The following is a 19695-nucleotide window of genomic DNA, read 5'->3' as shown; positions in this document are numbered from 1 at the left end:
TGATCTTGATCTTGATCTTGATCTTGATCTTGATCTTGATCTTGATCTTGATCTTGATCTTGATCTTGATCTTGATCTTGATCTTGATCTTGATCTTGATCTTGATCTTGATCTTGATCTTGATCTTGATCTTGATCTTGATCTTGATCTTGATCTTGATCTTGATCTTGATCTTTCGCTTGAGACTCAATTGTCTGGGACAAGATCGCAGCCTCGTTGCACTCGTCAGCTCCTACAGGCTGCTGCGCAGTCCAGCGGGAGCAAGCTCCCTCGCCACAAAAGCGCTGACTCAGTACAACGGAGCAGTGCGTCCGTTCAGCCCTTCGCCGCCATCGCCGTCACTTCCACTTTCATCCCCTCGACCGCCAACGATGCAACGCCCACGGCGGCGCGAACCGGCCAGGGCTTGGCGAAGAAGCGTTTGTAGACCTCGTTGAACGCGGCGCGATCGGCCATGTCGGTCAGGTAGATGGTCAGGTGCAACACCCGGTCCATGGAACTGCCGGCACCCTCCAGGGCGGTCTTGAGGGCTTGCAGTGTGCATTCGCTTTGCTGCGTGATGTCACCCAGTTCCAGGCTGCCGTCGGCACGGGTGGGGATCTGGGTGGAAACCAACAGGCCGCCGAAGCCCGCGACGTCGGAGGAAATCGAATCGGCATCCGGATCTGGAATAAACGTGATGTCTGAGTTGCTCATGCAAAGCCTCATGCAGGAAAGAAAAAGGACCGCCGCAGTTTACCGTCCATTGCCGCGCCGTTCCTGCATTCCTTTATCCGTGCGTTTCCAGCCCACGGTTCTGCACCAGCGCCTGGATGTAGGCCTCCAGCGTCGTGGTGCCGTGCAGGGCCGCGTCGTCGCCCACGTCGAAGCCGCTGTCGAGGCTCACGGCGCTCATGCGCGCATAGGACTGCGCCGCTGCGGGGCTGAAACCGAGGCTCTGGAAGTTGCTTTCCCATTGGTCCCTGGGTATCACCTGTACCTCGACCGGCCGGCCGAGCACTTGGGAAAACGCCTGTGCCACATCGTTGGGCGAGTACAGGCGAGGCCCTTGCACATGGCGCACGCCCACATCGTCATTCGACGAGAGCAAGCGCGCGGCGGCGACTTCGCCCAGGTCCCGGGGCGCCACCATGGGAAACGCCAGGTCGGCGGGGAACAGCGTGGGCAGCTTGCCGGTCTCGCGGACGGCCTCGAGCAGGTTGTCCCAGTTACTCATGTAGTAAGCCCCGCGATTGATCGCCGCCGGGATCGACTGGTTGCGCACGCCTTCTTCCAGTTCCCACAAGACGCTGAGATCGCCGATACGCTCGCCGGGCTGGGCGCCGGCGGTGGATTGCACGACGATTTTCTCAAGCCCTGAGCCGTCGAGGGCAGCGAGGATGTTGGCGACCGTGCGCCGTTCCACCGTGTCGGTATCGGTGCTGGGCGCGGCCGGCGGGTTGAGAATGAACGCCCTGCGCCCGAGCCGAAAGGCGGCGCGCAACGACTCGACGTCTTCAGCGTCCGCTTCGACGATTTGAGCGCCCTTGGCACGCCATTCGGTGGCGTGGCTGGCGTCGCGGGTCATGACAATTACCGCATGCCCTGGTGCCAGCAAGGCGCGGGTTGTGGCTGAGCCAACGTGGCCCGTGGCGCCCATGATCACGTACATGTTTCCTCTCCTGGAATCAAAGCCCGCCCTGGGCCGGACGTTGGTTTTTCGTCGTCGGTTCCAGGTGCGGTTGCGCGCCATTCAGGCGTGCGGCGAGTTGTTGTGCCTGTTCCCATCCCAGCTCGGGCTCCAGCCAGTCGAGGGCATCTTCGGCGCTGAAGGCCAGGACTCGCTGCTGTTGGTGGGCGATGTCGCCGTAGGTCACCAGGGCCAGGCCGTCACAGCCAAATGGGGTTTCGCTGGCTTGGGCCAGGGCGGCCAGGAAGATCGGCGCCGATTGCCGAGAGGTCATGTAGGCAAGGTGTGGCGCCTGGGAGGGTGAGGAGGGCTCTTGCGACTCATACCAGCCCTCCACGGCGACCAGTACGCGGCCTTCATGCTTGATGGGATCGAAGACTTTGGAACGCATGACCAGATGCAAAGGCAAATGCGTCAGCGGCGGCATCGTGCCCACCGACCAGATCGGCGACCAGCCCCAGCGCACCTTGATGCACTCCAAGTGCCCGCCGCGACGGCGAATGGCGCTGACCTGCATGTTCGGCTTGATCAGGCTGTGCCGCTCCTGGGGCTTGGGTGGCGGTGTCTCGTGCAGGTCCAGGGGCGTGACGGGTGTACCGAAACGGCTGCCGGAAGTGTCTCGCTGGGCGAAATACGCCAGGGAGTCTTTTGAAGAAACGTGTTGAACCAGACCGTCACACATGGCGAAAACTCCCGGCGGTGAAACGCGAAGAATGCTTGATGTACCCGCCGTCCAAGCCATGATCCTCGTGGCTTTCGGCGGTGTCATGTAGGTCCGAACCCGTGGCGAAATGCTTGGTTCGAAAATCCTCGCGGCGGGGAGACGAGCGGGCAATCGGGGTGGATGCACTACCGCCATCGCGAGCAAGCTCGCTCCCACAATGGAGTTGGGGTGGGTCGGGATTTTCAGCTACACCGCCGCCCTCTGTGGGAGCGAGCTTGCTCGCGATAGCGGAGTGTCAGTTTGCAAAAATACTAGCTGTGCCGGCGCCTTCGCGAGCAGGCTCGCTCCCGCAGCGTTGTGCATGGATGAAGTCCACGAAAGCCCTCAACGGCGAAGGCAAGTAGCGCCGGCCGGGGTAGTAGAGGAACGGGCCGGTGAAGCGCTGCCACCAGGGTTCGAGCACCGGTTCGAGGGCGCCGCTGTCCAGGTAGGGCCGGAGCCAGTCCTCGAACAGGTGGACAACGCCCAAGCCATCCACCGCCGCCTGCACCGCCAGGTCCATCGCGCCGCCGATGCGCACGATCAACGGGCCGCTCGGGTCGACGTTTACCGTTTCGCCGTCACGTTCATATTCCCACAGGGGCAGGGCGCCGCTGGGAAACTTGCCCGTCAGGCAAGCATGCCCCAGCAAGTCCCGTGGATGTTCGGGACGGCCCCGGGCGTCGAGGTACGCCGGTGCCGCAGCGGTGGCGAAGCGCTGGAAGCGCGGGCCGATGGGGATGGCGATCATGTCCTGCTCCAGGCGTTCGTCGTAGCGAATGCCCGCGTCACAGCCAGCGGCGAGCATGTCGACGAAGCTCTCTTCGGTCACCACTTCCAGGCGAATATCGGGATAGCTTTTCAGGAACGGCGTGATGATCGCCGGCAGTACCAGCCGGGCGGCGCTGACCGGCACGTTCAGCCTGAGGGTGCCCGAAGGGCGGTCGCGAAAGTCATTGACCACGTCTATCGCCGCCTCGACCTCGCCCAGGGCCGGGACAATGCGTTCCATCAAGCGGGCGCCGGCCTCGGTGGGTACCACGCTGCGGGTGGTGCGGTTGAGCAGGCGCACGCCGAGCCGGCTTTCCATCCGGCGCACGGCATCGCTGAGGCTCGACGCGGACTTGCCGCTCAACCGCGCACCTTCGCGAAAGCCCTTCGCGTTGACCACGGCCACGAAGGCCAGCAAATCTTGAATATCCATCGCCATTGTTCTCTCCGCCGTACAACCTGTGCTGATTGCACCTGATTATCAAGAGAATGGTCAATGCCTATAGTCGGCCCACTCACATTGATCCGAGGGCTACGAGATGAACATTGCAAGCAAGGCAGGCAGCTTTTTATTGGGTGAGCGCACGGTCAATCGCATGGGCTATGGCGCGATGCAATTGGCGGGGCCCCAGGTCTTCGGGCCGCCCAAGGATCCGGCGGCGGCCGTCGCCGTGCTGCGCGAAGCGTTGGCGAGCGGGGTCAACCACATCGACACCGCCGATTTCTACGGGCCCCATGTCACCAACCGGTTGATCCGCGAAGCGCTGCACCCTTACGCCGAGGACTTGGTCATCGTCACCAAGGTCGGCGCCGTGCGCGGTGCCGATGCGTCCTGGAACCCGGCCCACAGCCCCGCCGAGCTGGCCCGTGCGGTCCACGACAATTTGCGCAACCTCGGCGTGGAGGTCCTGGACGTGGTCAACCTGCGCGTGTGGGGCGACCTGCATTCGCCCACCGAAGATTCCATCGAGGAGTCGTTCACGACACTGGCCGAGCTACAGCGCCAAGGCCTGATCCGCCACTTGGGCCTGAGCAACGTCACGGCGTCCCAGGTCAGGGAGGCCCAAGGCATCGCCCAGGTGGTCTGCGTGCAAAACCACTACAACCTGACCCATCGCGACGACGAACAGCTCATCGCCGAACTGGGCCGGCAGGGCATTGCCTACGTACCGTTCTTCCCGCTCGGCGGCTTCACACCGCTGCAATCGGAAACCCTTTCCAGCGTGGCGGCGCGCTTGCAGGCGTCACCGCTGTGCGTGGCCCTGGCGTGGTTACTGCAACGTGCGCCGAATCTCCTGCTGATTCCCGGTACGTCGTCCGTGGCGCACCTGCGGGAAAACCTCACGGCGAGTGAACTGAAGATCCCTGCGCCGATGCTCGCCGAGCTGGATGCGCTGGTCTAGGCAGCCTGAAAAACCAACGTCTCGCCATCTTCCGGTATCACCAGTTGACCTGCGACACCGGCCCTCATGGCGGCCTCGGCCAAGGCCTTGCGGGTCGTCGGGCAGTGGCTGATCGCTTCCAAGTGATTGGCCACCACGGTCCCGCGGGACAAACGGGTGAATGCCAGCGTCTCGTCGATGCCCATGATGATGTCGCCGCCGAGATCGAACCGTGCCCCGCCTGCCGGCACCACGCTGACCTGCGGCTGGTGGCGCAAGACGAATTCGCGCACGGTGGGGGTGAGCACGGTGTCGCCGGTGAGGTAGACACTCGGTTCGCCGGGCAACTCGATCAGGTAGCCGAGGCCATGCTCCATCAGCTTGCCCACCAGGCCCAGCCCATGGGTGCAGCGGACCGAGCGGATGGTGCCGCCCAGGAACGGGTTGGGTTGGTCATGGGCTTGGGTAAGCGCCTGGACATTCAGGCCACGCTTGGCCAGGTACGGGGCGTCATGGGGTGTGCAGATGACCGGGATCTGCTTTTCCCTCAGCCAGCGCTTGGCCGCACGGTCCAGATGATCGAAATGGCCCTTCTGGCAGTGGGTGATCAGGCAATGGGTGACCGTCTCCAGGTCCTTCGCTGTTGACGCCGGAAGCGCCACCAGCGGGTTGCGCTGGTTGGCGCCAAACAGGCGAAGCGGCGGCAGCGTGCCCTTGTCCGCCAGCATCGGGTCGACGAGCACGCGATACGGGCCGAATTCAAGAATGATCGTGGCGTTACGGATCTGCTGGAGGTTCATGAGGCGTTCCTGTTGAGGGAGTGCTTCATGGTGCCGATCCGGTCCGGTGTGCATAATGGCCGGATCTGACATCTTTGATTCGTTTCCAGCCATGACCCAAAAACTCCGAATCGGTCTGCTCTTGTTTCCCGGCTGCATGCCCGCCGGTCTGTTCGCCTTCGCCGATCTGCTGCACGCCGCCAACCGCAGGCGAGGGCGGGCGCTGTTCGAGGCGCGCTACATCGCGTTGCTGGCCGGGCCGGTGGTGTGTGCCCATGGCGTGACCCTGCACGCGGAAGCGGCCCTTGAAAACGCCGGGCTGGATGCGGTCCTGGTTCCCGGTTTCTGGGCCGAATCGGCCGAGCAGGTGAATGTGGTGCTGGCCGAGCAGACAGCCCTCATGAGCGCGCTGTCGAAGCATGCCCGCGCGCTGCAGCTCTGGTCCTATTGCACCGGTGTCTGCCTGCTGGCCGCCAGCGGTCGGTTGGACGGGCAGGGCGCGACGGTGACCTGGTGGCTGGCGCAAGCGATGCAGGAGCAGTATCGAAACGTCCTTTGGCAAAGCGAGCAGAACTGCGTGTTCAACGCGCGCACGGCGACCGCGTCCGGGGTGAACGGCTACCTGCCCATCGCCGAAAAACTCATCGAACGCAGCGTCAGCAGCGACGTCCTGCGCGACATCACCCGGCTCATGGTGCTGCCACGCCCGGCCATTCCCCATGCGGCATTCCAGGGCAGCACGCTGATCGAGCAACCCAGCGGATGGCTGCGGCAGTTGCATGGGTTGATCGAGCAGATGCCGGCCGAGCGGATCACTGTCCAGGCCCTGGCAAACGAGCTGGCGGTGTCCGAGCGCACCTTGGCGCGCAAGGTCAGCCGGGAAACGGGGCAGGCCGTTGCGGCCTACGCCCGGCGCATCAAGTTGAACCAGGTCAGCGAACGTCTGACGTTGACCTCGCTGCCCCTCGCCAGCATCGGCGCCGAACTGGGTTTCAGCAGCAGCTCCAACTTGCAGCGCATGTTCAAGGCGTTGACCGGGCTGACGCCGGTGGCCTACCGGCGCAAGTTCGGGCGCGTGTGACGCCGGTCAACCCGGCGTCTTGTCCGTTTCGTTGCGGTGGTGTTCCGGCCAGCTGTCGACGGGGTGGGCACGGTCTTCGTTGAACATCTCCGTGAGCAGCGCATTGGCGCGTCGGTAGGCGTCGTGCCGGAACTTGAGGTCGTCTTCCGGCTGGGCGACGATTTCCTCGAGCATCTTGAGGTTCAGTCGGCGGAACTGATCCGCTCGCTCACGCGCTTCGTAAGCCCCGACCCCCATGTGCTCCAGCGCACTGCGACCCAATGACAGCGCGCTCTCGAAGGTCTCCCGCTCGGCCGCCTCCACGCCCATCTGCCGCAGGGTGATGAGGTGGCTCATGTCCCGCGCCCGTACGATCAACTGCAACGCGGGGAAGTGTTCCTGGGCCAGTCGGGTCAGCGTCAGGTTGTCTTCCTGGTCGTCGATCGCGTTAATCAATACCACCGCTTGGGCCGCACCCGCTGCGTGCAGCAAGTCGAGGCGCGTGGCATCGCCATAAAAGACTTTCACGCCGAATTTGCGCAGCGTCTCGATGTTGTCAGGGTCGTGATCCAGAACCACCACGTCGACGCCGCAGGACATCAACAGGCGGCCGGCGATCTGCCCGAAGCGGCCGAAGCCGGCGATGATCACGCGGGGATTCTGCTGGTCGACGAGGTCGGATTCGCGTTTGTTTTTCCGGGTGACCGACTCAAAGCGATCCAGCAGCAAAATCAGCAGAGGCGTCAGACACATGGACAAGGCCACCGCCAGGGTCAGGCTCTTGCCCCACTGGTCGCTCAGGATCCCGGCCAGCGTTGCGGCACCGAACACCACGAAGGCGAATTCGCTGCCCTGGCCCAACAACACCGCTTGCCAGGAGCGCTGGCCGGCAGGGACATTCAAGAAGCGGCTGATGGTCTTGATCACCAGCAACTTGATCAGGATGAAACCCAGGGTCAGGGTGATGACTTTCAGCGGTGCATTGATCAACGTGCCGAAATCGATCGACATGCCGACGCCGATGAAAAACAGACCCAGCAGCAGGCCCTTGAACGGCTCGATGTCGCTCTCCAGGGCGTGGCGGTATTCGGAGCTGGCGAGCAGCACCCCGGCGAGAAACGCGCCCATGGCCATCGACAGACCGGCTTCCTCCAGCAGGAAACCAAAGCCGAACACCAGGAAGAGGGCGACGGCACTGAAAATCTCGCGCAAGCCTGAGCGTGCAGCGAAGCGCAGCAACGGGCGCGTCACGTAGCGCCCCAACAGCACGACGATGGCGATGGCAGCGACGATTTTGCCAATCGACAGCAACAGCGCGGTGCCCGAAGGCGTGTCGCCGTGGGCCGACAACAACGGAATCATCGCCACCAGCGGAATGGCCGCGATGTCCTGGAACAGCAGCACGGCAAAGCTGCTGCGGCCCACGGCGGTGGTGGTCAGGTTGCGTTCGCTCATGGCCTGCATGGCGATGGCCGTGGAGGACAGGCTCAGGGTCAGGCCGACCAGCAGCGCCGCCGTCCAGTTCAGGCCCAGGGCCGCGCAGAACGTTGCGATTGCACCGCCGCAGGCCAGCATCTGCAAGGCACCGCCACCAAACACCATCCGGCGCAGGGCCCAGAGCCGTTTGGGGTCGAGCTCAAGGCCGATGATGAACAGCATCAGGACCACGCCGATTTCGGCGAACTCCAGGATCGCCTTCACGTCGGTAATCAGCTTCAGCCCCCACGGGCCGATGATGCACCCGGCCAGCAGGTAGCCCAGCACCGGGCCCAGGCCAAACCGAACGGCAATCGGTACGATCAGCGTCGCCGAGGCCAGGTAGATCAGCATTTCAATCAGGCTGTGCGTCTCCATCTCAATCTTCCTTCCAGACGGCCAGGCGTTCGCCGTAGTGTTCGATTTGGGCGCGTTGGGCCTCGGAGTCGGCGGCATACGCGCCATGCACGGCAACGGGTTCCAGCCAGCGCATGCCGCAATAAATGGCCGTGGCGTGGAGGGGTTGGGCCAGCGCTGCAAAGCCTGGGTAGTCGCCGATCTGGAAATGCGCCTGATCGCCGCCAGTGGTGACGGCCCACAGCAACCTCTTGTCCTTGAGCGCCGTGGCGCCTTTGCCATAGGCCCAGCCGTGGGTGAAGACTTTATCGATCCACAGTTTCAGCAGCGGCGGGGTGCTGTACCAATACATCGGGTGCTGGAGGACGACCAGTTCCGCTTGCTCCACCGCTCGCTGTTCCGCCTCGACGTCGATATCGAAATTGGGATAAAGCGCATACAGCGAACGTATGACCACGTCCGGGTTGCTGGAGGCTCGCTTGAGCATCTGCTGGTTGACCCGCGATTTGTCGGGGTAGGGGTGCGCATAGATGATAAGAATCATCGGTGAATTCCTTGGTTTGGCTCCGTCGATTCTTGTCTGTCGAGGAGGCTTGCTCCCGCTGGGCCTGTAGGAGCTGCCGAAGGCTGCGATCTTTTGATCTTTCGCTTGAGACTCAAGTGTCTGGGGAAAGATCGCAGCCTCGCTTCGCTCGGCAGCTCCTACAATGAGCGCGAACGATGGTACGGGGTCGAGCGATACAAACAAGAGCGCCTTCCCAGGCAGGGTCGAGGCCGGAAAGGCCGGACATCCTACCGGGGAAGGCGCCGATTGTTTAGCGCGGATCGATACATCCGGGGGCTTCAGTCCAGTGGCAGCGAGACCCTGGCCTCCAATCCGCCGCTCTTTCGATTCCTCAGGGTCAGCGTCCCGCCGTGCTCCAGCACCGTCGCCCTGGCCGCCGACAGGCCCAGCCCGACGCCGCCGGTGTGCTTGTTACGCGAGCCTTCGATACGAAAGAACGGCGTGAAGACCTGCTCAAGGTGTTGGGCGGCGATGCCCGGCCCACGGTCGAGGATGCGAATGTCCACTCGATGGGCGTCGGCTTGGAGTCGAACCGTCGGCGCGCCGCCATATTTGATCGCGTTGTCGATCAGGTTGACCAAGGCGCGCTTGATGCCGATGGGCCGGCCGACGTACACGAAGCGTTGGGCGCCTTCGAATGCGACCTCGGTGCCGGCGTCCTTGAGATCATCGACGATGGTGTGCAGCAGCTCGGCCAGGTCGAACGCGGTGGCGTGTTCCAGCCGGGCATCGTCGCGGAAGAACTCCAGGGCAGAATTGACCATCGCCTGCATCTCGTCCACGTCCCTGAACAAGCGCGACTGCTGTTCGGCATCCTCGATGAATTCCCCGCGCAGGCGCATGCGGGTCAACGGTGCGCGCAGGTCATGGGAGATGGCGGCGAGCATCTGCGTACGGTCCTGCAGGAAGTGCTTGAGCTGGGCCTGCATGGCATTGAACGCGAGGATCGCCTGGCGGATTTCATGGGGGCCGATGACCGGAATCGGTGGCGCCTGATGGTCGACGCCAAAGCGCCGAGCGCCTTCGGCAAAGCGTTCCAAGGGTGCGGCCAGGTGCCGGGTGGCAATCAGCGCGACGATCAATGTCGAGAGCAGGATCAGCGCGATGATGATCCCGTTGCGCGCCCATTCGCCCAGCCCCCAACTGCGTGAAGGCACGGAAAAAATCACCCAGGAATGGTCGGCCAGTTCGATGATCACCGCGTAGCGCGCATCCGCTTGGTTGGCCGGCCAGTCGCCCGGTTCGTAGGCTTCGATCCTGGCGTCCGGCCGGCCCAATTGTCGGCGCAGCAACGCCGAGCCTTCACTGAATTCCGGGTCGTCGATCACTGGCAGACGCGCCTCTTCATGTCGCTGCAGCCATTGCGCGTTGAACGCCTGGTCACTGGCGGCCGCGGCAATCGCTGGGCGTTGTGCGGGGGCGACGGAGTCGATGATACGGGTGATGGCGGCGGCCTTTTCCATCAGGCCGGTCTCCATCAGGGGAGGGCGCGCCCAGGCACCGGCCAGCAGGCTGAACAGTTCGTTGAGGGCCAGCAAGGTCAGCATGGCGATCAGGGTGGTCAGGGCGATCCAGCGCGCCACCGTGTCCCGTGGCCGATGCGTGCCCGAGCGCGCGGGCTTCATCGCTTCACCACGTGGGGGCTGAACAGATAGCCGCTGTTGCGCACGGTGCGAATCATCGACGCACCGGGGATGTCGGTTTCCAACTTGCGTCGCAGGCGGCTCACCTGAACGTCGATGCTGCGGTCAAACGCCTCGAAGGTTTCGCCGCGGGTCAAGTCCAGCAATTGCTGGCGCGTCAGCACCCGGCGCGGGTGCTCGGCAAACACCAGCAACAGTTCGAACTCGCCGCTGGACAGCGGGATCATGACCTTGTCCGGTGAGCGCAATTCGCGACGGGTGACGTCCAGTTGCCAGTTTTCGAACTCCAGGATTGGCCGGGATGAGTCGCTCAACGTGCCCTTGGCTTCACCGGTGCGTCGCAGCACGGCGCGCACCCGGGCCAACAGCTCCCGGGCGTCGAAGGGCTTGGTCAAGTAGTCGTCCGCCCCCAGCTCCAGGCCGACGACGCGGTCGCTCAATTCGCCCATGGCGGTGAGCATGATGATGCCGACCGTGTGCTCGGCCCGCAGCCGTTGGCACAGCACCAGGCCGTTGTCCCCCGGCAGCATGACGTCGAGGATGATCAGGTCCGGCACCTGGTGCGCCACCGCCTGCCACAGGGCATTGCCGTCGGCGGCCACGGCTACGCTGTAGCCATGTTGTTCGAGGAATTTGCGCAAGAGGGCGAGGACTTCGAGGTCATCGTCCACCAGTAATAGATGGCTCACGGTGGGCACGCAGGGTAAGGAATACAGGGGAATACTAGGGTCAATCCGGGGCCTGCGTCATATATTTCAACCCGGTAATAAAGTTGCCGGCGGGCAATATTCTGGAAATCTGCGGGCAAAAAAACGGCGGCAGGATGGCCTTGATGTCGGTCAGTTAAAAACGAGTCAGCGCTGTACAAATCCTGTGGCGAGGGAGCTTGCTCCCGCTTGAGTGCGAAGCGCTCACCGCTTTTTTTGGGGCCGCTTCGCGACCCAGCGGGAGCAAGCTCCCTCGCCACAGGGGGCTGTGTTTGGCTTTGGACCGGCCTAGGCAACATCCCCATTCCTCGCCGAGATCACCCTGTATGCCGATCACCCAGCCCGCTCCGTCGTTCGTTCGCTCCACCGTCGTGGTTGTATTGGTGGCACTCGCCAGTGGTTGCTCCAGCACGCCGGCTGCAAAGCCGGGCTCGTGTGAAAGCGCGACCTATACCGTTTACGATCCCGCCGAACCCGTCAACCGTGGCATCTTCGCGTTCAACCGAACCGTGGACGACTATGCGCTGGCGCCGGTGGCCCGTGGTTATCGCAAGTTGCCGGACATGTTCCAGGCCGGCGTCCACAACTTCGTGGCGAACTTCGGCGAGCCCAAGGTGTTCATCAACGATCTGCTGCAAGGCAATGCCCAGCGCTCGGTCAATACCTTGGGCCGTTTCGTCATCAACACCACGGCGGGGCTCGTCGGGCTGATCGACGTGTCGGGCAAGCTGGGCATCGAGCGCCACAAGGCCGATTTCGGCCAGACCTTCGGCGTCTGGAACCTCGCCCCCGGACCTACCGTGGAGCTGCCGCTGCTGGGCAGCGCCAACCTGCGGGACGCGACGGGCAAAGTGCTGAGTTTTGCCGTCGACCCGTTCGGCGACAACAGCAGCACGGTCGAGACCCTGGGCACGATCAACACCGTCGGCGGCATCGTCGACGGCCGTGCCGAGGCCTTGCCGCTGACCGACGAGTTGCAGGCCGCACCGGATTACTACGCGGCGCTTCGCGACGCCACGGCGCAACGGCGAGCCGATCTTGTCGCGCAGGGCAAGTTGGGGGCGGTGGTGGAGGACAACCCGCAATGCCAGGACGGAGCCGCTGCCGATGAATAACCAGGCGCTGGTCTTGCATCGGCGAATGCGCTCGCTCGCGCCGGATGTGTTGCATTGCCGTGAGGTTGAGCTGCGCTTGGCCGAGGATGGTCGGCATGTGTTGCTTAGCCGTTATGTCGAGCTGTACCGCCATGAACACGTCAGCTGGTGCGCCATCCAGCAGCATCGGGTGCCATTGGCGCGGATGGTGCGCTGGATGGTCGATAACGGCGAGCAGGTGAGGAGTTAGTGGCAATTTGTTCCTCAATACAGCGTTATCTTGGGAGCGAATGCCACGAAACATTTATACATAATTACTGATTAATAATGGTTGTACGACGTCGTATCTAATATGTTCGACTGTGGCCGTTTCTCACAAAAAAAATAACGGAGACCCCATCCATGTCGAGCATTCCTTCCGCTGAAGGCCAGGCCGTGGCCCCTTCGCAAAGCCGTTTCGTGCGGCTGCTGAAGCTTCTTGGCCCCGGCATTATCGCCGTCCTTTCCTGGCTGGGCGCCGGCGACCTGATCACCTCATCCGTGGCCGGCGCGAACTACGGCTACGCGATGATGTGGGTGCTGGCGGTCTCTCTGCTGCTGCGCTACCTGATCGTCAACATCATCGCGCGCTTCCAGCTCTGCAATAACCAGGGCATGACCATCCTGCAGGGCTATGCCCAGCTCAATCCGTTTTTCGCCTGGTTCATGCTGGTGTATGCATTGCTCATGGGGCACCTGATGAATGCCTACATGATCAAGGGCGCCGGTGAGGCATTGGCCATGCTGCTCAAGGTCGACTATCCACTGCTGTGTTCGGTGGCGGTGGTGCTGGCCGTGTGGATGCTCGTCGGGCGCAATATCTATTCGATGATCGAAGGCGTGATGAAAGGCCTGCTGGCGATCATGACGCTGGCGTTCCTGGCCCTGGCGGTGATGTCCGGCCCGGATGTCGCCGGCATCGTCAAAGGCACCATTGGCTTCAGCATTCCGCCTGATGAAGGCGTGCACGGCGCGCTGCTGGTGGCCGTCTCGGTGATCGGTGCGGTAGCCGGTTCCATCGCCAACTTCGTCCATCCGTATGTGATGCGCCAGAAGGGCTGGGTAGGGCCTGAACACAAGCGTATCCAGCGTAACGACCTGTTGTTTGCGGTGTTTGTCGGGATCGTCATCAACCTGGCCATCTGGATCGTCGGTGCGGAAATCCTGCGACCCAACGGCATCGAGGTCAAAACCCTGGGCGACCTGGGCAAGGCCCTGGAAATATTCTTCGGTTCGATCGGTTGGTACGTGTTCTTTGTCGGCGTGTTTGCCACGCTGTTCGCCAGCATCTCCGGCAAGACCACGGCGTTCCCGATGCTCATCACCGACGCCTTCCAGCATGTACGGCCCGGGCGCCGGGAGCGTTACGGCAAAGAGTTCCACCGTGACCCGATGCATAAATGGTTCATGTTGTTCATTCTCGTGACGCCACTGATCTGGTCGCTCCCAGGCATGCCGGACTTCGTCACGCTGACCATCGGTGTCAACGCGCTGAACATCATTGGCTTGCCGGTGATTTCTTTGGGCCTGTTGATCATGTCCAACCAGAAGTCCCTGCTGGGCAAGGAGTATCGCAACAACCTGTTCGAGAACATCGCGCTGATGTTTGCCACGGGCTTGGCGTTGTGGGTCGCGTTCCAGTTGGGGGTCGATCTGTTTACCTGAGGCGCGGCCATCTGCAACTTTCGGGGGGACTGCTAGACTTTATCGTCCAGTCCCTTTCGGAGAAGCGGAATGAACAATAAAAACAGGATCTGCCTCTGGTACGACGGCAACGCCCAGGAAGCTGCGCAGTTCTACGCAAAGACCTTTCCCGACAGCGCGGTGAACGCTGTCTACCATGCCCCAAGCGACTATCCGTCGGGCAAGGAGGGCGATGTGATCACCGTGGATTTCACGGTGATCGGTATTCCCTGCATCGGCCTCAACGGCGGACCGGTGTTCAAGCACAGCGAGGCTTTTTCGTTCCAGATTGCAACGGAAGACCAGGCCGAAACGGACCGCTTGTGGAACGCCATCATCGACAACGGCGGCCAGGCCAGCGCCTGCGGCTGGTGCAAGGACAAGTGGGGTCTGTCGTGGCAGATCAGCCCGCGGGTGTTGCTTGAAGCGGTCGGCAGTTCCGATAAAGCCGTGGCCAAGCGTGCCTTCGAAGCCATGATGACCATGACCAAGATCGACATTGCCGCGATTGAAGCAGCGGTGAAAGGCTAGCCCGCGAATCACCACCATTCCCTTGTGGGAGCGAGCTTGCTCGCGATGACGGCGGCACAGTCAACCTTGATGGCCACTGAGCTACGGGGTGGTCTCAGGCACCTTGGCAATCACCTTGATCTCAAACTGAAACCCATACAACCACGTCACCCCCACCGCCGTCAGCGTCGGATGCGGCGCGCTGCCCCAGAATTCGGGCACGACGCTCCAGACCCGTTCGAAGATCGATTCGGGATCGACCATGAACACCGTCACATCCACCACATCGTCAAAGCTGCAATCGGCCGCGGCGAGGATCGCCTTCAGGTTGTTGAACGCCAGCCGCACCTGAGCTTCCAGGTCGGCTTCTGGCGAACCGTCGACAGTGCTGCCGACTTGCCCGGAGACGAACAAAAAACCATTGGAACGAATCGCCGGCGAATAGCGATTGCGCTCATACAGTGCCTGGCGTCCAGGCGGGAAAACCACATCGCGCTGTGTCATGAATACCTCCATCAAAGAGTGGGTGCCAAACGATGAACGCACTCTAGGGGCTTGTGCCCGGGCGATAAACGAGCAACCTTGGCGCTCACTGTTTGTGAATCCCAAATAATCGGACCGATACCCGGGGCAGAAATGGACCGTTTTGATGCGATGCAAGCGTTCGTACGAGTGGTGGAGGCGGGCAGTTTCACCAAGGCGGCGGAAACCCTGCACATGAGCAAGACCACCGTGACCCAACTGGTGCAGCAGTTGGAGGCGCGGTTGCGGGTCAAGTTGCTCAACCGCACCACACGCAAAGTCAATGTCACCACCGATGGAGCCGTCTATTACGAGCGGGTGATCCGCTTGCTGGCCGACATGGACGATGCCGAGACCAGCGTCTCCAACGCCCAGGCGCAACCCCGTGGGCGTCTGCGGGTGGATGTGCCGAGCCCGCTGGCGGCAATGATTCTGGTGCCGGCCTTGCCGGCATTTTATGCGCGGTACCCGGACATCCAGATTGATATGGGGGTCAGTGATCGCATCGTCGACATGATCGATGAGAAAGTCGATTGCGTGGTGCGCGGCGGTGAGCTGACGGATCAGTCGCTGGTCGCCCGACGTGTCGGCGATCTCGCCCTCGGCGTCTTTGCCGCTCCAAGTTACCTGACACGTTTCGGCCGGCCCGCGCATCCGCGGGAACTGGAAGATTCACACCATCGCACCGTCGGTTTCCTGTGGGCGCGCACCGGTAAATCCTTGCCCTACGCCATGCGCCGTGACAGTGAGCTGCTTCACGTCAAAGGGCGCTACGCGCTGGCCATCGACGACGGCAACGCCTACCTCGCGGCCGGCCTGGCGGGGCTAGGTGTGCTCTGGTTGCCCGAGTACATGTCCCGGCGTCACCACGCGCAGGGCGAATTGGTGCCGCTGTTCGAAGACTGGCAGCTCGACCCGATGCCGCTCTACGTGGCTTACCCTCCTAACCGCCACGTCAATGCCAAACTGCGGGTATTCATCGATTGGGTGGTGGAGCTGATGGCGCAGCATGCGCCGGTGGCTGCCAAGGGACGCGTGTGATGATCGCCGAAGGACTCGCTGTGCTGCTGGACTACGTACGGTATCTGCTCCCGGGCCTCGCACTGTTCGGCCTCTGGTTCGCCTTGACACCCAAGACCCAGACCGCGTTGCGGATCGTGTCTATCAGAGTGCTGAAACGGCGATGCCGGGTGGCTGGGCCTGGTTGCTCGGCATGGCGGTGCTGGCCTATGGCGCCAATGCGCTGGAGGAGGTGCTGTTTCGTGGCTTCTTGCAGGGCTATCTCGAACGGCATGTCAGCGAGCTGCGCGCAGCGCTGATCAGTGCCCTCGCGTTTTCGGCGTTGCATGCCTTTCTCGCCTTGAGCGTTACCCAGCTGGGTTGGCCTGTGTTGTTGTTCACGTTGATTGAGGGCGTGGCCTGCGGGTTCGTGCGCATGCGTTATGGGGTGGTGGCGTCGACGGCGACCCATGGGACGGCGATCTGGCTGATCGCGGTGCCGATGGCAGGGTTTCAGTGAGTTAAACCAGGAACGGATGAGAGCGGTCGAAGGTTGTATCTCGACGACTCGACGACAGGGGAGACGTACCATGGACCGATTCACCGGTGGCTGCCTGTGCGGCAACGTTCGACTTGAAGCCTCAGGGCGGCCGTACCGTGTTGGCCTTTGTCACTGCCTCGATTGCCGCAAGCATCACGGGGCTTTGTTCTACGCGGCAGCCGTATTCCCTCGGGAGGCGGTGACAATCGAGGGTGAAACGCGGGATTACGCCGGGCGGTTTTTCTGTCCTCGTTGCGGCTCGTCGCTGTTCGCCCGCTCTGGCGATGAAATCGAAGTGCACCTGGGGATTCTGGACGCGCCCGATCAACTGATGCCCACCTACGAAAGCTGGACCGTGCGCCGTGAGCCCTGGTTGCCGGCGTTTCCGCTGACCCGATGCTATGAGCATGATCGTGAGGGTACGGGGCGGGTCGAGGAATAACTGCAACCTGTTCCACCGCTATCGCGAGCAAGCTCGCTCCCACAATTTTGGTCGGCGGTGCACCCAATGCAGGGTTCACAACCAACCCCTGTGGGAGCGAGCTTGCTCGCGAAAGCGGTAGGTCAGTCAACTTCAATGCTGACTGACCCGGCGCCTTCGCGAGCAAGCCCGCTTGGACATGGAATCTGTGTTTTTATTCCTTGAGGAATGTCAGCAGATCCTGGTTCAACCGGTCCTTGTGGGTCTCGGTCAAACCGTGTGGTGCGCCAGGGTAGACGATCAGTCGGGCGCCCTTGATCAGCGCCGCCGAGGCCCGGCCTGCAGCGTCGATTGGCACGATCTGATCGTCATCGCCATGGATGACCAGGGTCGGCACGTCGAACTTCTTCAAGTCGCCGCGGAAATCTGTCGCCGAGAAGGCCGCGATCGAGTCGTAGGTATTCTTGCTGCCACCCTGCATGCCCTGCACCCAGAACGATTGAATCAGCCCCTGGGATGGCTTGGCGCCCTTGCGGTTGTAGCCGTAGAACGGGCCCGAGGCGATGTCCAGGTAGAGCTGCGAACGGTTCTCCAGGGACGCCTTGCGCAGGCCGTCGAATACTTCGAGAGGCAAGCCGCCGGGGTTGGTTTCTGTCTTCAACATCAACGGAGGGACCGAGGAAACCAGCACGGCTTTTTTCACCCGGCCGGTACCGTGGCGCCCGATATACCGAGCCACTTCACCGCCCCCCGTCGAGAAGCCCACCAGCGTCACGTTCTTCAGGTCCAGCGCTTCAATCACCGCAGCCAGGTCGTCGGCGTAGTGGTCCATGTCGTTGCCTTCCCAAGGCTGGCTGGAGCGACCGTGACCGCGGCGGTCATGCGCAATTACCCGATAGCCCTTCGAGGCGAGGAACATCATCTGGCCTTCCCAGCTGTCGGAGTCCAGCGGCCAGCCGTGGCTGAACGTCACGACCTGACCATCGCGCGGGCCCCAGTCCTTGTAGTACAGCTGCACGCCATCCTTGGTGGTGATGTAGCTGGCGGACTGGACCACGCTGCCGACAGCAGATGCGCTCGCAGCGGCCTGGACCGGCGACGCGGCCTCGGCGCTGAGGGTGGCCAAGGCCAGGGTCGCGACAGCCAGGGTGCGGTTGAAGGTGTTCATCGTGTCTCTCTCCATAAGGTCGGTTTGATCTGCGGCGACCGTCATCGATCGCGTTGGTGGGCAGATTAGAGAGAGAGACCGATGACGAGAACGGCGTGGGCATCGATAGCAACTATAGGAAAATCGGATAGCTGCGTTTCGCTTCGGTTGCAAGGTGACTGTTGTGGCGAGGGAGCTTGCTCCCGCTGGGTGGCGAAGCCGCCCCAAACGGAACGACGCGAGTCTTCCAAGTGTATTTCATTGGCCGATGTGCGACGGCTGCGCCGCCGAGCGGGAGCAAGCTCCCTCGCCACACTGTCTTGTTCAGGTGCCCTGAAATCGCCCTCAACCAAAAGAAGGCATCGGCCCCAACGAATTAAAGATCCACACGACCACCGCTACGGCCGCCAGCACCGCGACCACCATGCTGATAAGCACCCATTTGAGGATTTTCAGCCCTTTCGACGGCTGGGACCTCGGCGCGAGCGTCTCTACCGTGAACGTCATCTCCCCGGCACATCGCGGGCAAACGGCGGTGTCGTCAAGGAGGCGGTATCCGCAATGTTCACAGTTTGTCATGTCGTCACTTCGAGGCTCAGAGGGGGTAGCCCTTTATGGGCTTGTAAAGCGGCCGAAAACACCGGGCGTCAGTCGCTTAATATTTATAAACGATGCCCAGCCTGCCCATGATCTCCAAGGCATTGACCAGGCCCAGGCCATTCATGGGCAGGCAGGCGAAGGCCTGGTATTCATCGAAGTGCGTGCCGATGGCCAGCAACTTCAAGTCATGGGCTTCCAACTGCGCATTGAAGTATTGCAGGAGCGCACGCTCCCAATCGTTGGCACGGTTGACGGCATCGAGGGCTTTACGATCTGGCGTAGGGATTTCGATGCCCCGTTGCCGCAATGGGGCCAGGGCATTGACCGCAGCGACGCCGCAGGACGACCATTCCTTCCATTCGAAGCCAGCCAATTGATTGGTCTCGGTGAGCGCTGACTCGACTTGCGTCCAGGCCCAATCCCATTGCCCGATAGGCGCCGGCAGGTTCTGAATGAGCGTTTGCGCGTGGACTTCATCGAACAAACTATCGAACAGGTCGGCCAGGGTATCGGCCAGATCGGGCTGCGGCCCTTGTCCCTGGGTATCCAGGTCGTGGCTCAAGCGCTGCCACAGACTGGCTAGCTCGTCCCAATCCTCGTCATCCATCTCGTCCTCGATCACCTGGGCCTTATGGCCGCGCAGGTAATTATCCAGCCGCGTCTTGCGCACACGCACGCTGCCTTCGGCGAGATCGACCTCATAGCTGCGGTAATCCAGGTAATTGGTCTGGAACACGATGCGGTCGGGGAACACCTCATGGGCAAGGCTTTCCTCCACATCGAAATATGACGCGCCTTCGAGATCGCCATGGGCGGTGAGGATGCGTTGAAACGACAATGGGTCGATTGGGTTCATGTGGGCTGGGTCACAAGAGGAGGGCGAAAGGGGAGCGCCGCGTAGCCGGTTCGCGCTGATCCTACACCAAGGTCCAGAGGTTGCTAAGGGGCGGAATGTGGACTGCGTCAACTGTCGGGCAAGTGTTTGGGTCTATGCTTACCTTGCGCTCTTTAATCAGGCCCACCCATG

At 62.2% G+C, this 19695-nt stretch carries 22 protein-coding genes and 1 pseudogene; 9 read left to right on the top strand and 14 right to left on the bottom strand.

Annotation, left to right across the window (positions count from 1 at the left end; genetic code table 11):
* The 5 genes from AD659_RS16325 to AD659_RS16305 form a co-directional block, all read right to left on the bottom strand.
* Positions 1–190: hypothetical protein (locus AD659_RS16325; protein ID WP_211269634.1), on the bottom strand; the 190-nt coding region annotated here is incomplete at its 3' end.
* 125 nt (positions 191–315) lie between these two features.
* Positions 316–696, bottom strand: coding sequence for a RidA family protein (locus AD659_RS16320; protein ID WP_053123087.1), 381 nt, complete (start codon positions 694–696; stop codon positions 316–318).
* A gap of 73 nt (positions 697–769) precedes the next feature.
* Positions 770–1651, bottom strand: coding sequence for an NmrA family NAD(P)-binding protein (locus AD659_RS16315; protein WP_053123085.1), 882 nt, complete (start codon positions 1649–1651; stop codon positions 770–772).
* A 16-nt stretch (positions 1652–1667) separates the two neighbouring features.
* Positions 1668–2351: an SOS response-associated peptidase family protein gene (locus tag AD659_RS16310; protein ID WP_053123082.1), complete on the bottom strand. Its 684-nt coding sequence runs from the start codon at positions 2349–2351 to the stop codon at positions 1668–1670.
* 277 nt (positions 2352–2628) lie between these two features.
* On the bottom strand, positions 2629–3582 hold the full coding sequence (locus tag AD659_RS16305) for a LysR family transcriptional regulator (RefSeq protein ID WP_053123080.1): 954 nt from the start codon (positions 3580–3582) through the stop codon (positions 2629–2631).
* 100 nt (positions 3583–3682) lie between these two features.
* Here AD659_RS16305 and AD659_RS16300 point away from each other — a divergent pair, with 100 nt between their 5' ends.
* Entirely contained in the window at positions 3683–4546 is an 864-nt protein-coding gene (locus tag AD659_RS16300; RefSeq protein WP_053123078.1) for an aldo/keto reductase family oxidoreductase, read from the top strand.
* Here AD659_RS16300 and AD659_RS16295 read toward each other — a convergent pair.
* Positions 4543–5325, bottom strand: a complete 783-nt coding sequence (locus AD659_RS16295; RefSeq protein ID WP_053123076.1) for an MBL fold metallo-hydrolase — start codon at positions 5323–5325, stop codon at positions 4543–4545. The two genes, AD659_RS16300 and AD659_RS16295, sit on opposite strands and share 4 nt — an antisense overlap.
* A 91-nt stretch (positions 5326–5416) precedes the next feature.
* Here AD659_RS16295 and AD659_RS16290 point away from each other — a divergent pair, with 91 nt between their 5' ends.
* Positions 5417–6385 (top strand): GlxA family transcriptional regulator, encoded by a 969-nt coding sequence (locus AD659_RS16290; RefSeq protein ID WP_053123097.1) that lies wholly within the window; start codon positions 5417–5419, stop codon positions 6383–6385.
* Positions 6386–6391: 6 nt separating this feature from the next.
* Here AD659_RS16290 and kefC read toward each other — a convergent pair whose 3' ends face one another.
* From kefC to AD659_RS16270, 4 genes are all read right to left on the bottom strand, one after another.
* Positions 6392–8218, bottom strand: coding sequence for a glutathione-regulated potassium-efflux system protein KefC (gene kefC / locus AD659_RS16285; RefSeq protein ID WP_053123073.1), 1827 nt, complete (start codon positions 8216–8218; stop codon positions 6392–6394).
* Position 8219: 1 nt separating this feature from the next.
* Positions 8220–8741 (bottom strand): glutathione-regulated potassium-efflux system oxidoreductase KefF, encoded by a 522-nt coding sequence (gene kefF / locus AD659_RS16280; RefSeq protein ID WP_053123070.1) that lies wholly within the window; start codon positions 8739–8741, stop codon positions 8220–8222.
* 299 nt (positions 8742–9040) lie between these two features.
* On the bottom strand, positions 9041–10387 hold the full coding sequence (locus AD659_RS16275) for an ATP-binding protein (protein ID WP_053123067.1): 1347 nt from the start codon (positions 10385–10387) through the stop codon (positions 9041–9043).
* Positions 10384–11094 (bottom strand): response regulator, encoded by a 711-nt coding sequence (locus AD659_RS16270; RefSeq protein WP_053123095.1) that lies wholly within the window; start codon positions 11092–11094, stop codon positions 10384–10386. The genes AD659_RS16275 and AD659_RS16270 overlap by 4 nt, the downstream gene beginning before the upstream one ends.
* 344 nt (positions 11095–11438) lie before the next feature.
* Between AD659_RS16270 and AD659_RS16265 the strand changes: the two genes are divergently transcribed.
* The 4 genes from AD659_RS16265 (at position 11439) to AD659_RS16250 (ending at position 14459) form a co-directional block, all read left to right on the top strand.
* Entirely contained in the window at positions 11439–12227 is a 789-nt protein-coding gene (locus AD659_RS16265) for an MlaA family lipoprotein (protein WP_053123065.1), read from the top strand.
* Positions 12220–12456: a hypothetical protein gene (locus AD659_RS16260; protein WP_053123064.1), complete on the top strand. Its 237-nt coding sequence runs from the start codon at positions 12220–12222 to the stop codon at positions 12454–12456. The genes AD659_RS16265 and AD659_RS16260 overlap by 8 nt, the downstream gene beginning before the upstream one ends.
* Before the next feature lie 152 nt (positions 12457–12608).
* Positions 12609–13910 (top strand): Nramp family divalent metal transporter, encoded by a 1302-nt coding sequence (locus AD659_RS16255; RefSeq protein ID WP_053123062.1) that lies wholly within the window; start codon positions 12609–12611, stop codon positions 13908–13910.
* A 69-nt stretch (positions 13911–13979) separates the two neighbouring features.
* Complete coding sequence (locus tag AD659_RS16250) at positions 13980–14459, top strand: VOC family protein (protein ID WP_053123060.1); 480 nt, start codon at positions 13980–13982, stop codon at positions 14457–14459.
* An 81-nt stretch (positions 14460–14540) separates the two neighbouring features.
* Here the strand turns inward: AD659_RS16250 and AD659_RS16245 are convergent, their stop codons facing one another.
* Complete coding sequence (locus AD659_RS16245) at positions 14541–14942, bottom strand: RidA family protein (protein ID WP_053123057.1); 402 nt, start codon at positions 14940–14942, stop codon at positions 14541–14543.
* A 132-nt stretch (positions 14943–15074) separates the two neighbouring features.
* On the opposite strand from AD659_RS16245, the gene AD659_RS16240 reads away from it, so the two are divergent.
* From AD659_RS16240 to AD659_RS29345, 3 genes and pseudogenes are all read left to right on the top strand, one after another.
* Complete coding sequence (locus AD659_RS16240) at positions 15075–16001, top strand: LysR family transcriptional regulator (protein ID WP_053123055.1); 927 nt, start codon at positions 15075–15077, stop codon at positions 15999–16001.
* Positions 16001–16479, top strand: a pseudogene (locus AD659_RS16235) (CPBP family intramembrane glutamic endopeptidase). The gene AD659_RS16240 and the pseudogene AD659_RS16235 overlap by 1 nt, the downstream one beginning before the upstream one ends.
* Positions 16480–16549: 70 nt before the next feature.
* Positions 16550–16942: a GFA family protein gene (locus AD659_RS29345; protein ID WP_082343570.1), complete on the top strand. Its 393-nt coding sequence runs from the start codon at positions 16550–16552 to the stop codon at positions 16940–16942.
* 193 nt (positions 16943–17135) lie between these two features.
* Here AD659_RS29345 and AD659_RS16225 read toward each other — a convergent pair whose 3' ends face one another.
* The 3 genes from AD659_RS16225 to AD659_RS16215 form a co-directional block, all read right to left on the bottom strand.
* Positions 17136–18089, bottom strand: a complete 954-nt coding sequence (locus AD659_RS16225; RefSeq protein ID WP_053123051.1) for an alpha/beta fold hydrolase — start codon at positions 18087–18089, stop codon at positions 17136–17138.
* A 324-nt stretch (positions 18090–18413) separates the two neighbouring features.
* On the bottom strand, positions 18414–18575 hold the full coding sequence (locus tag AD659_RS16220; RefSeq protein ID WP_156330592.1) for a hypothetical protein: 162 nt from the start codon (positions 18573–18575) through the stop codon (positions 18414–18416).
* Positions 18576–18723: 148 nt separating this feature from the next.
* Positions 18724–19524 (bottom strand): hypothetical protein, encoded by an 801-nt coding sequence (locus tag AD659_RS16215; RefSeq protein ID WP_053123048.1) that lies wholly within the window; start codon positions 19522–19524, stop codon positions 18724–18726.
* Between the last annotated feature and the right edge of the window lie 171 nt (positions 19525–19695).

Source organism: Pseudomonas thivervalensis (assembly GCF_001269655.1).
Classification (GTDB): Bacteria; Pseudomonadota; Gammaproteobacteria; order Pseudomonadales; family Pseudomonadaceae; genus Aquipseudomonas; species Aquipseudomonas thivervalensis.
The sequence above is the reverse complement of the archived record's forward strand: the minus strand, read 5'-3'. Positions and strand labels throughout refer to the sequence as shown.

Coding starts and splice junctions, on each gene's coding strand:
- AD659_RS16265 (WP_053123065.1), top strand. CDS start 11,439: ATGCCGATCACCCAGCCCGCTCCGTCGTTCGTTCGCTCCACCGTCGTG.
- kefC (WP_053123073.1), bottom strand. CDS start 8,218: ATGGAGACGCACAGCCTGATTGAAATGCTGATCTACCTGGCCTCGGCG.
- AD659_RS16220 (WP_156330592.1), bottom strand. CDS start 18,575: ATGACGTTCACGGTAGAGACGCTCGCGCCGAGGTCCCAGCCGTCGAAA.
- AD659_RS16295 (WP_053123076.1), bottom strand. CDS start 5,325: ATGAACCTCCAGCAGATCCGTAACGCCACGATCATTCTTGAATTCGGC.
- AD659_RS16260 (WP_053123064.1), top strand. CDS start 12,220: ATGAATAACCAGGCGCTGGTCTTGCATCGGCGAATGCGCTCGCTCGCG.
- AD659_RS16225 (WP_053123051.1), bottom strand. CDS start 18,089: ATGAACACCTTCAACCGCACCCTGGCTGTCGCGACCCTGGCCTTGGCC.
- AD659_RS16320 (WP_053123087.1), bottom strand. CDS start 696: ATGAGCAACTCAGACATCACGTTTATTCCAGATCCGGATGCCGATTCG.
- AD659_RS16215 (WP_053123048.1), bottom strand. CDS start 19,524: ATGAACCCAATCGACCCATTGTCGTTTCAACGCATCCTCACCGCCCAT.
- AD659_RS16315 (WP_053123085.1), bottom strand. CDS start 1,651: ATGTACGTGATCATGGGCGCCACGGGCCACGTTGGCTCAGCCACAACC.
- AD659_RS29345 (WP_082343570.1), top strand. CDS start 16,550: ATGGACCGATTCACCGGTGGCTGCCTGTGCGGCAACGTTCGACTTGAA.
- AD659_RS16310 (WP_053123082.1), bottom strand. CDS start 2,351: ATGTGTGACGGTCTGGTTCAACACGTTTCTTCAAAAGACTCCCTGGCG.
- AD659_RS16275 (WP_053123067.1), bottom strand. CDS start 10,387: ATGAAGCCCGCGCGCTCGGGCACGCATCGGCCACGGGACACGGTGGCG.
- AD659_RS16305 (WP_053123080.1), bottom strand. CDS start 3,582: ATGGCGATGGATATTCAAGATTTGCTGGCCTTCGTGGCCGTGGTCAAC.
- kefF (WP_053123070.1), bottom strand. CDS start 8,741: ATGATTCTTATCATCTATGCGCACCCCTACCCCGACAAATCGCGGGTC.
- AD659_RS16290 (WP_053123097.1), top strand. CDS start 5,417: ATGACCCAAAAACTCCGAATCGGTCTGCTCTTGTTTCCCGGCTGCATG.
- AD659_RS16255 (WP_053123062.1), top strand. CDS start 12,609: ATGTCGAGCATTCCTTCCGCTGAAGGCCAGGCCGTGGCCCCTTCGCAA.
- AD659_RS16245 (WP_053123057.1), bottom strand. CDS start 14,942: ATGACACAGCGCGATGTGGTTTTCCCGCCTGGACGCCAGGCACTGTAT.
- AD659_RS16300 (WP_053123078.1), top strand. CDS start 3,683: ATGAACATTGCAAGCAAGGCAGGCAGCTTTTTATTGGGTGAGCGCACG.
- AD659_RS16240 (WP_053123055.1), top strand. CDS start 15,075: ATGGACCGTTTTGATGCGATGCAAGCGTTCGTACGAGTGGTGGAGGCG.
- AD659_RS16250 (WP_053123060.1), top strand. CDS start 13,980: ATGAACAATAAAAACAGGATCTGCCTCTGGTACGACGGCAACGCCCAG.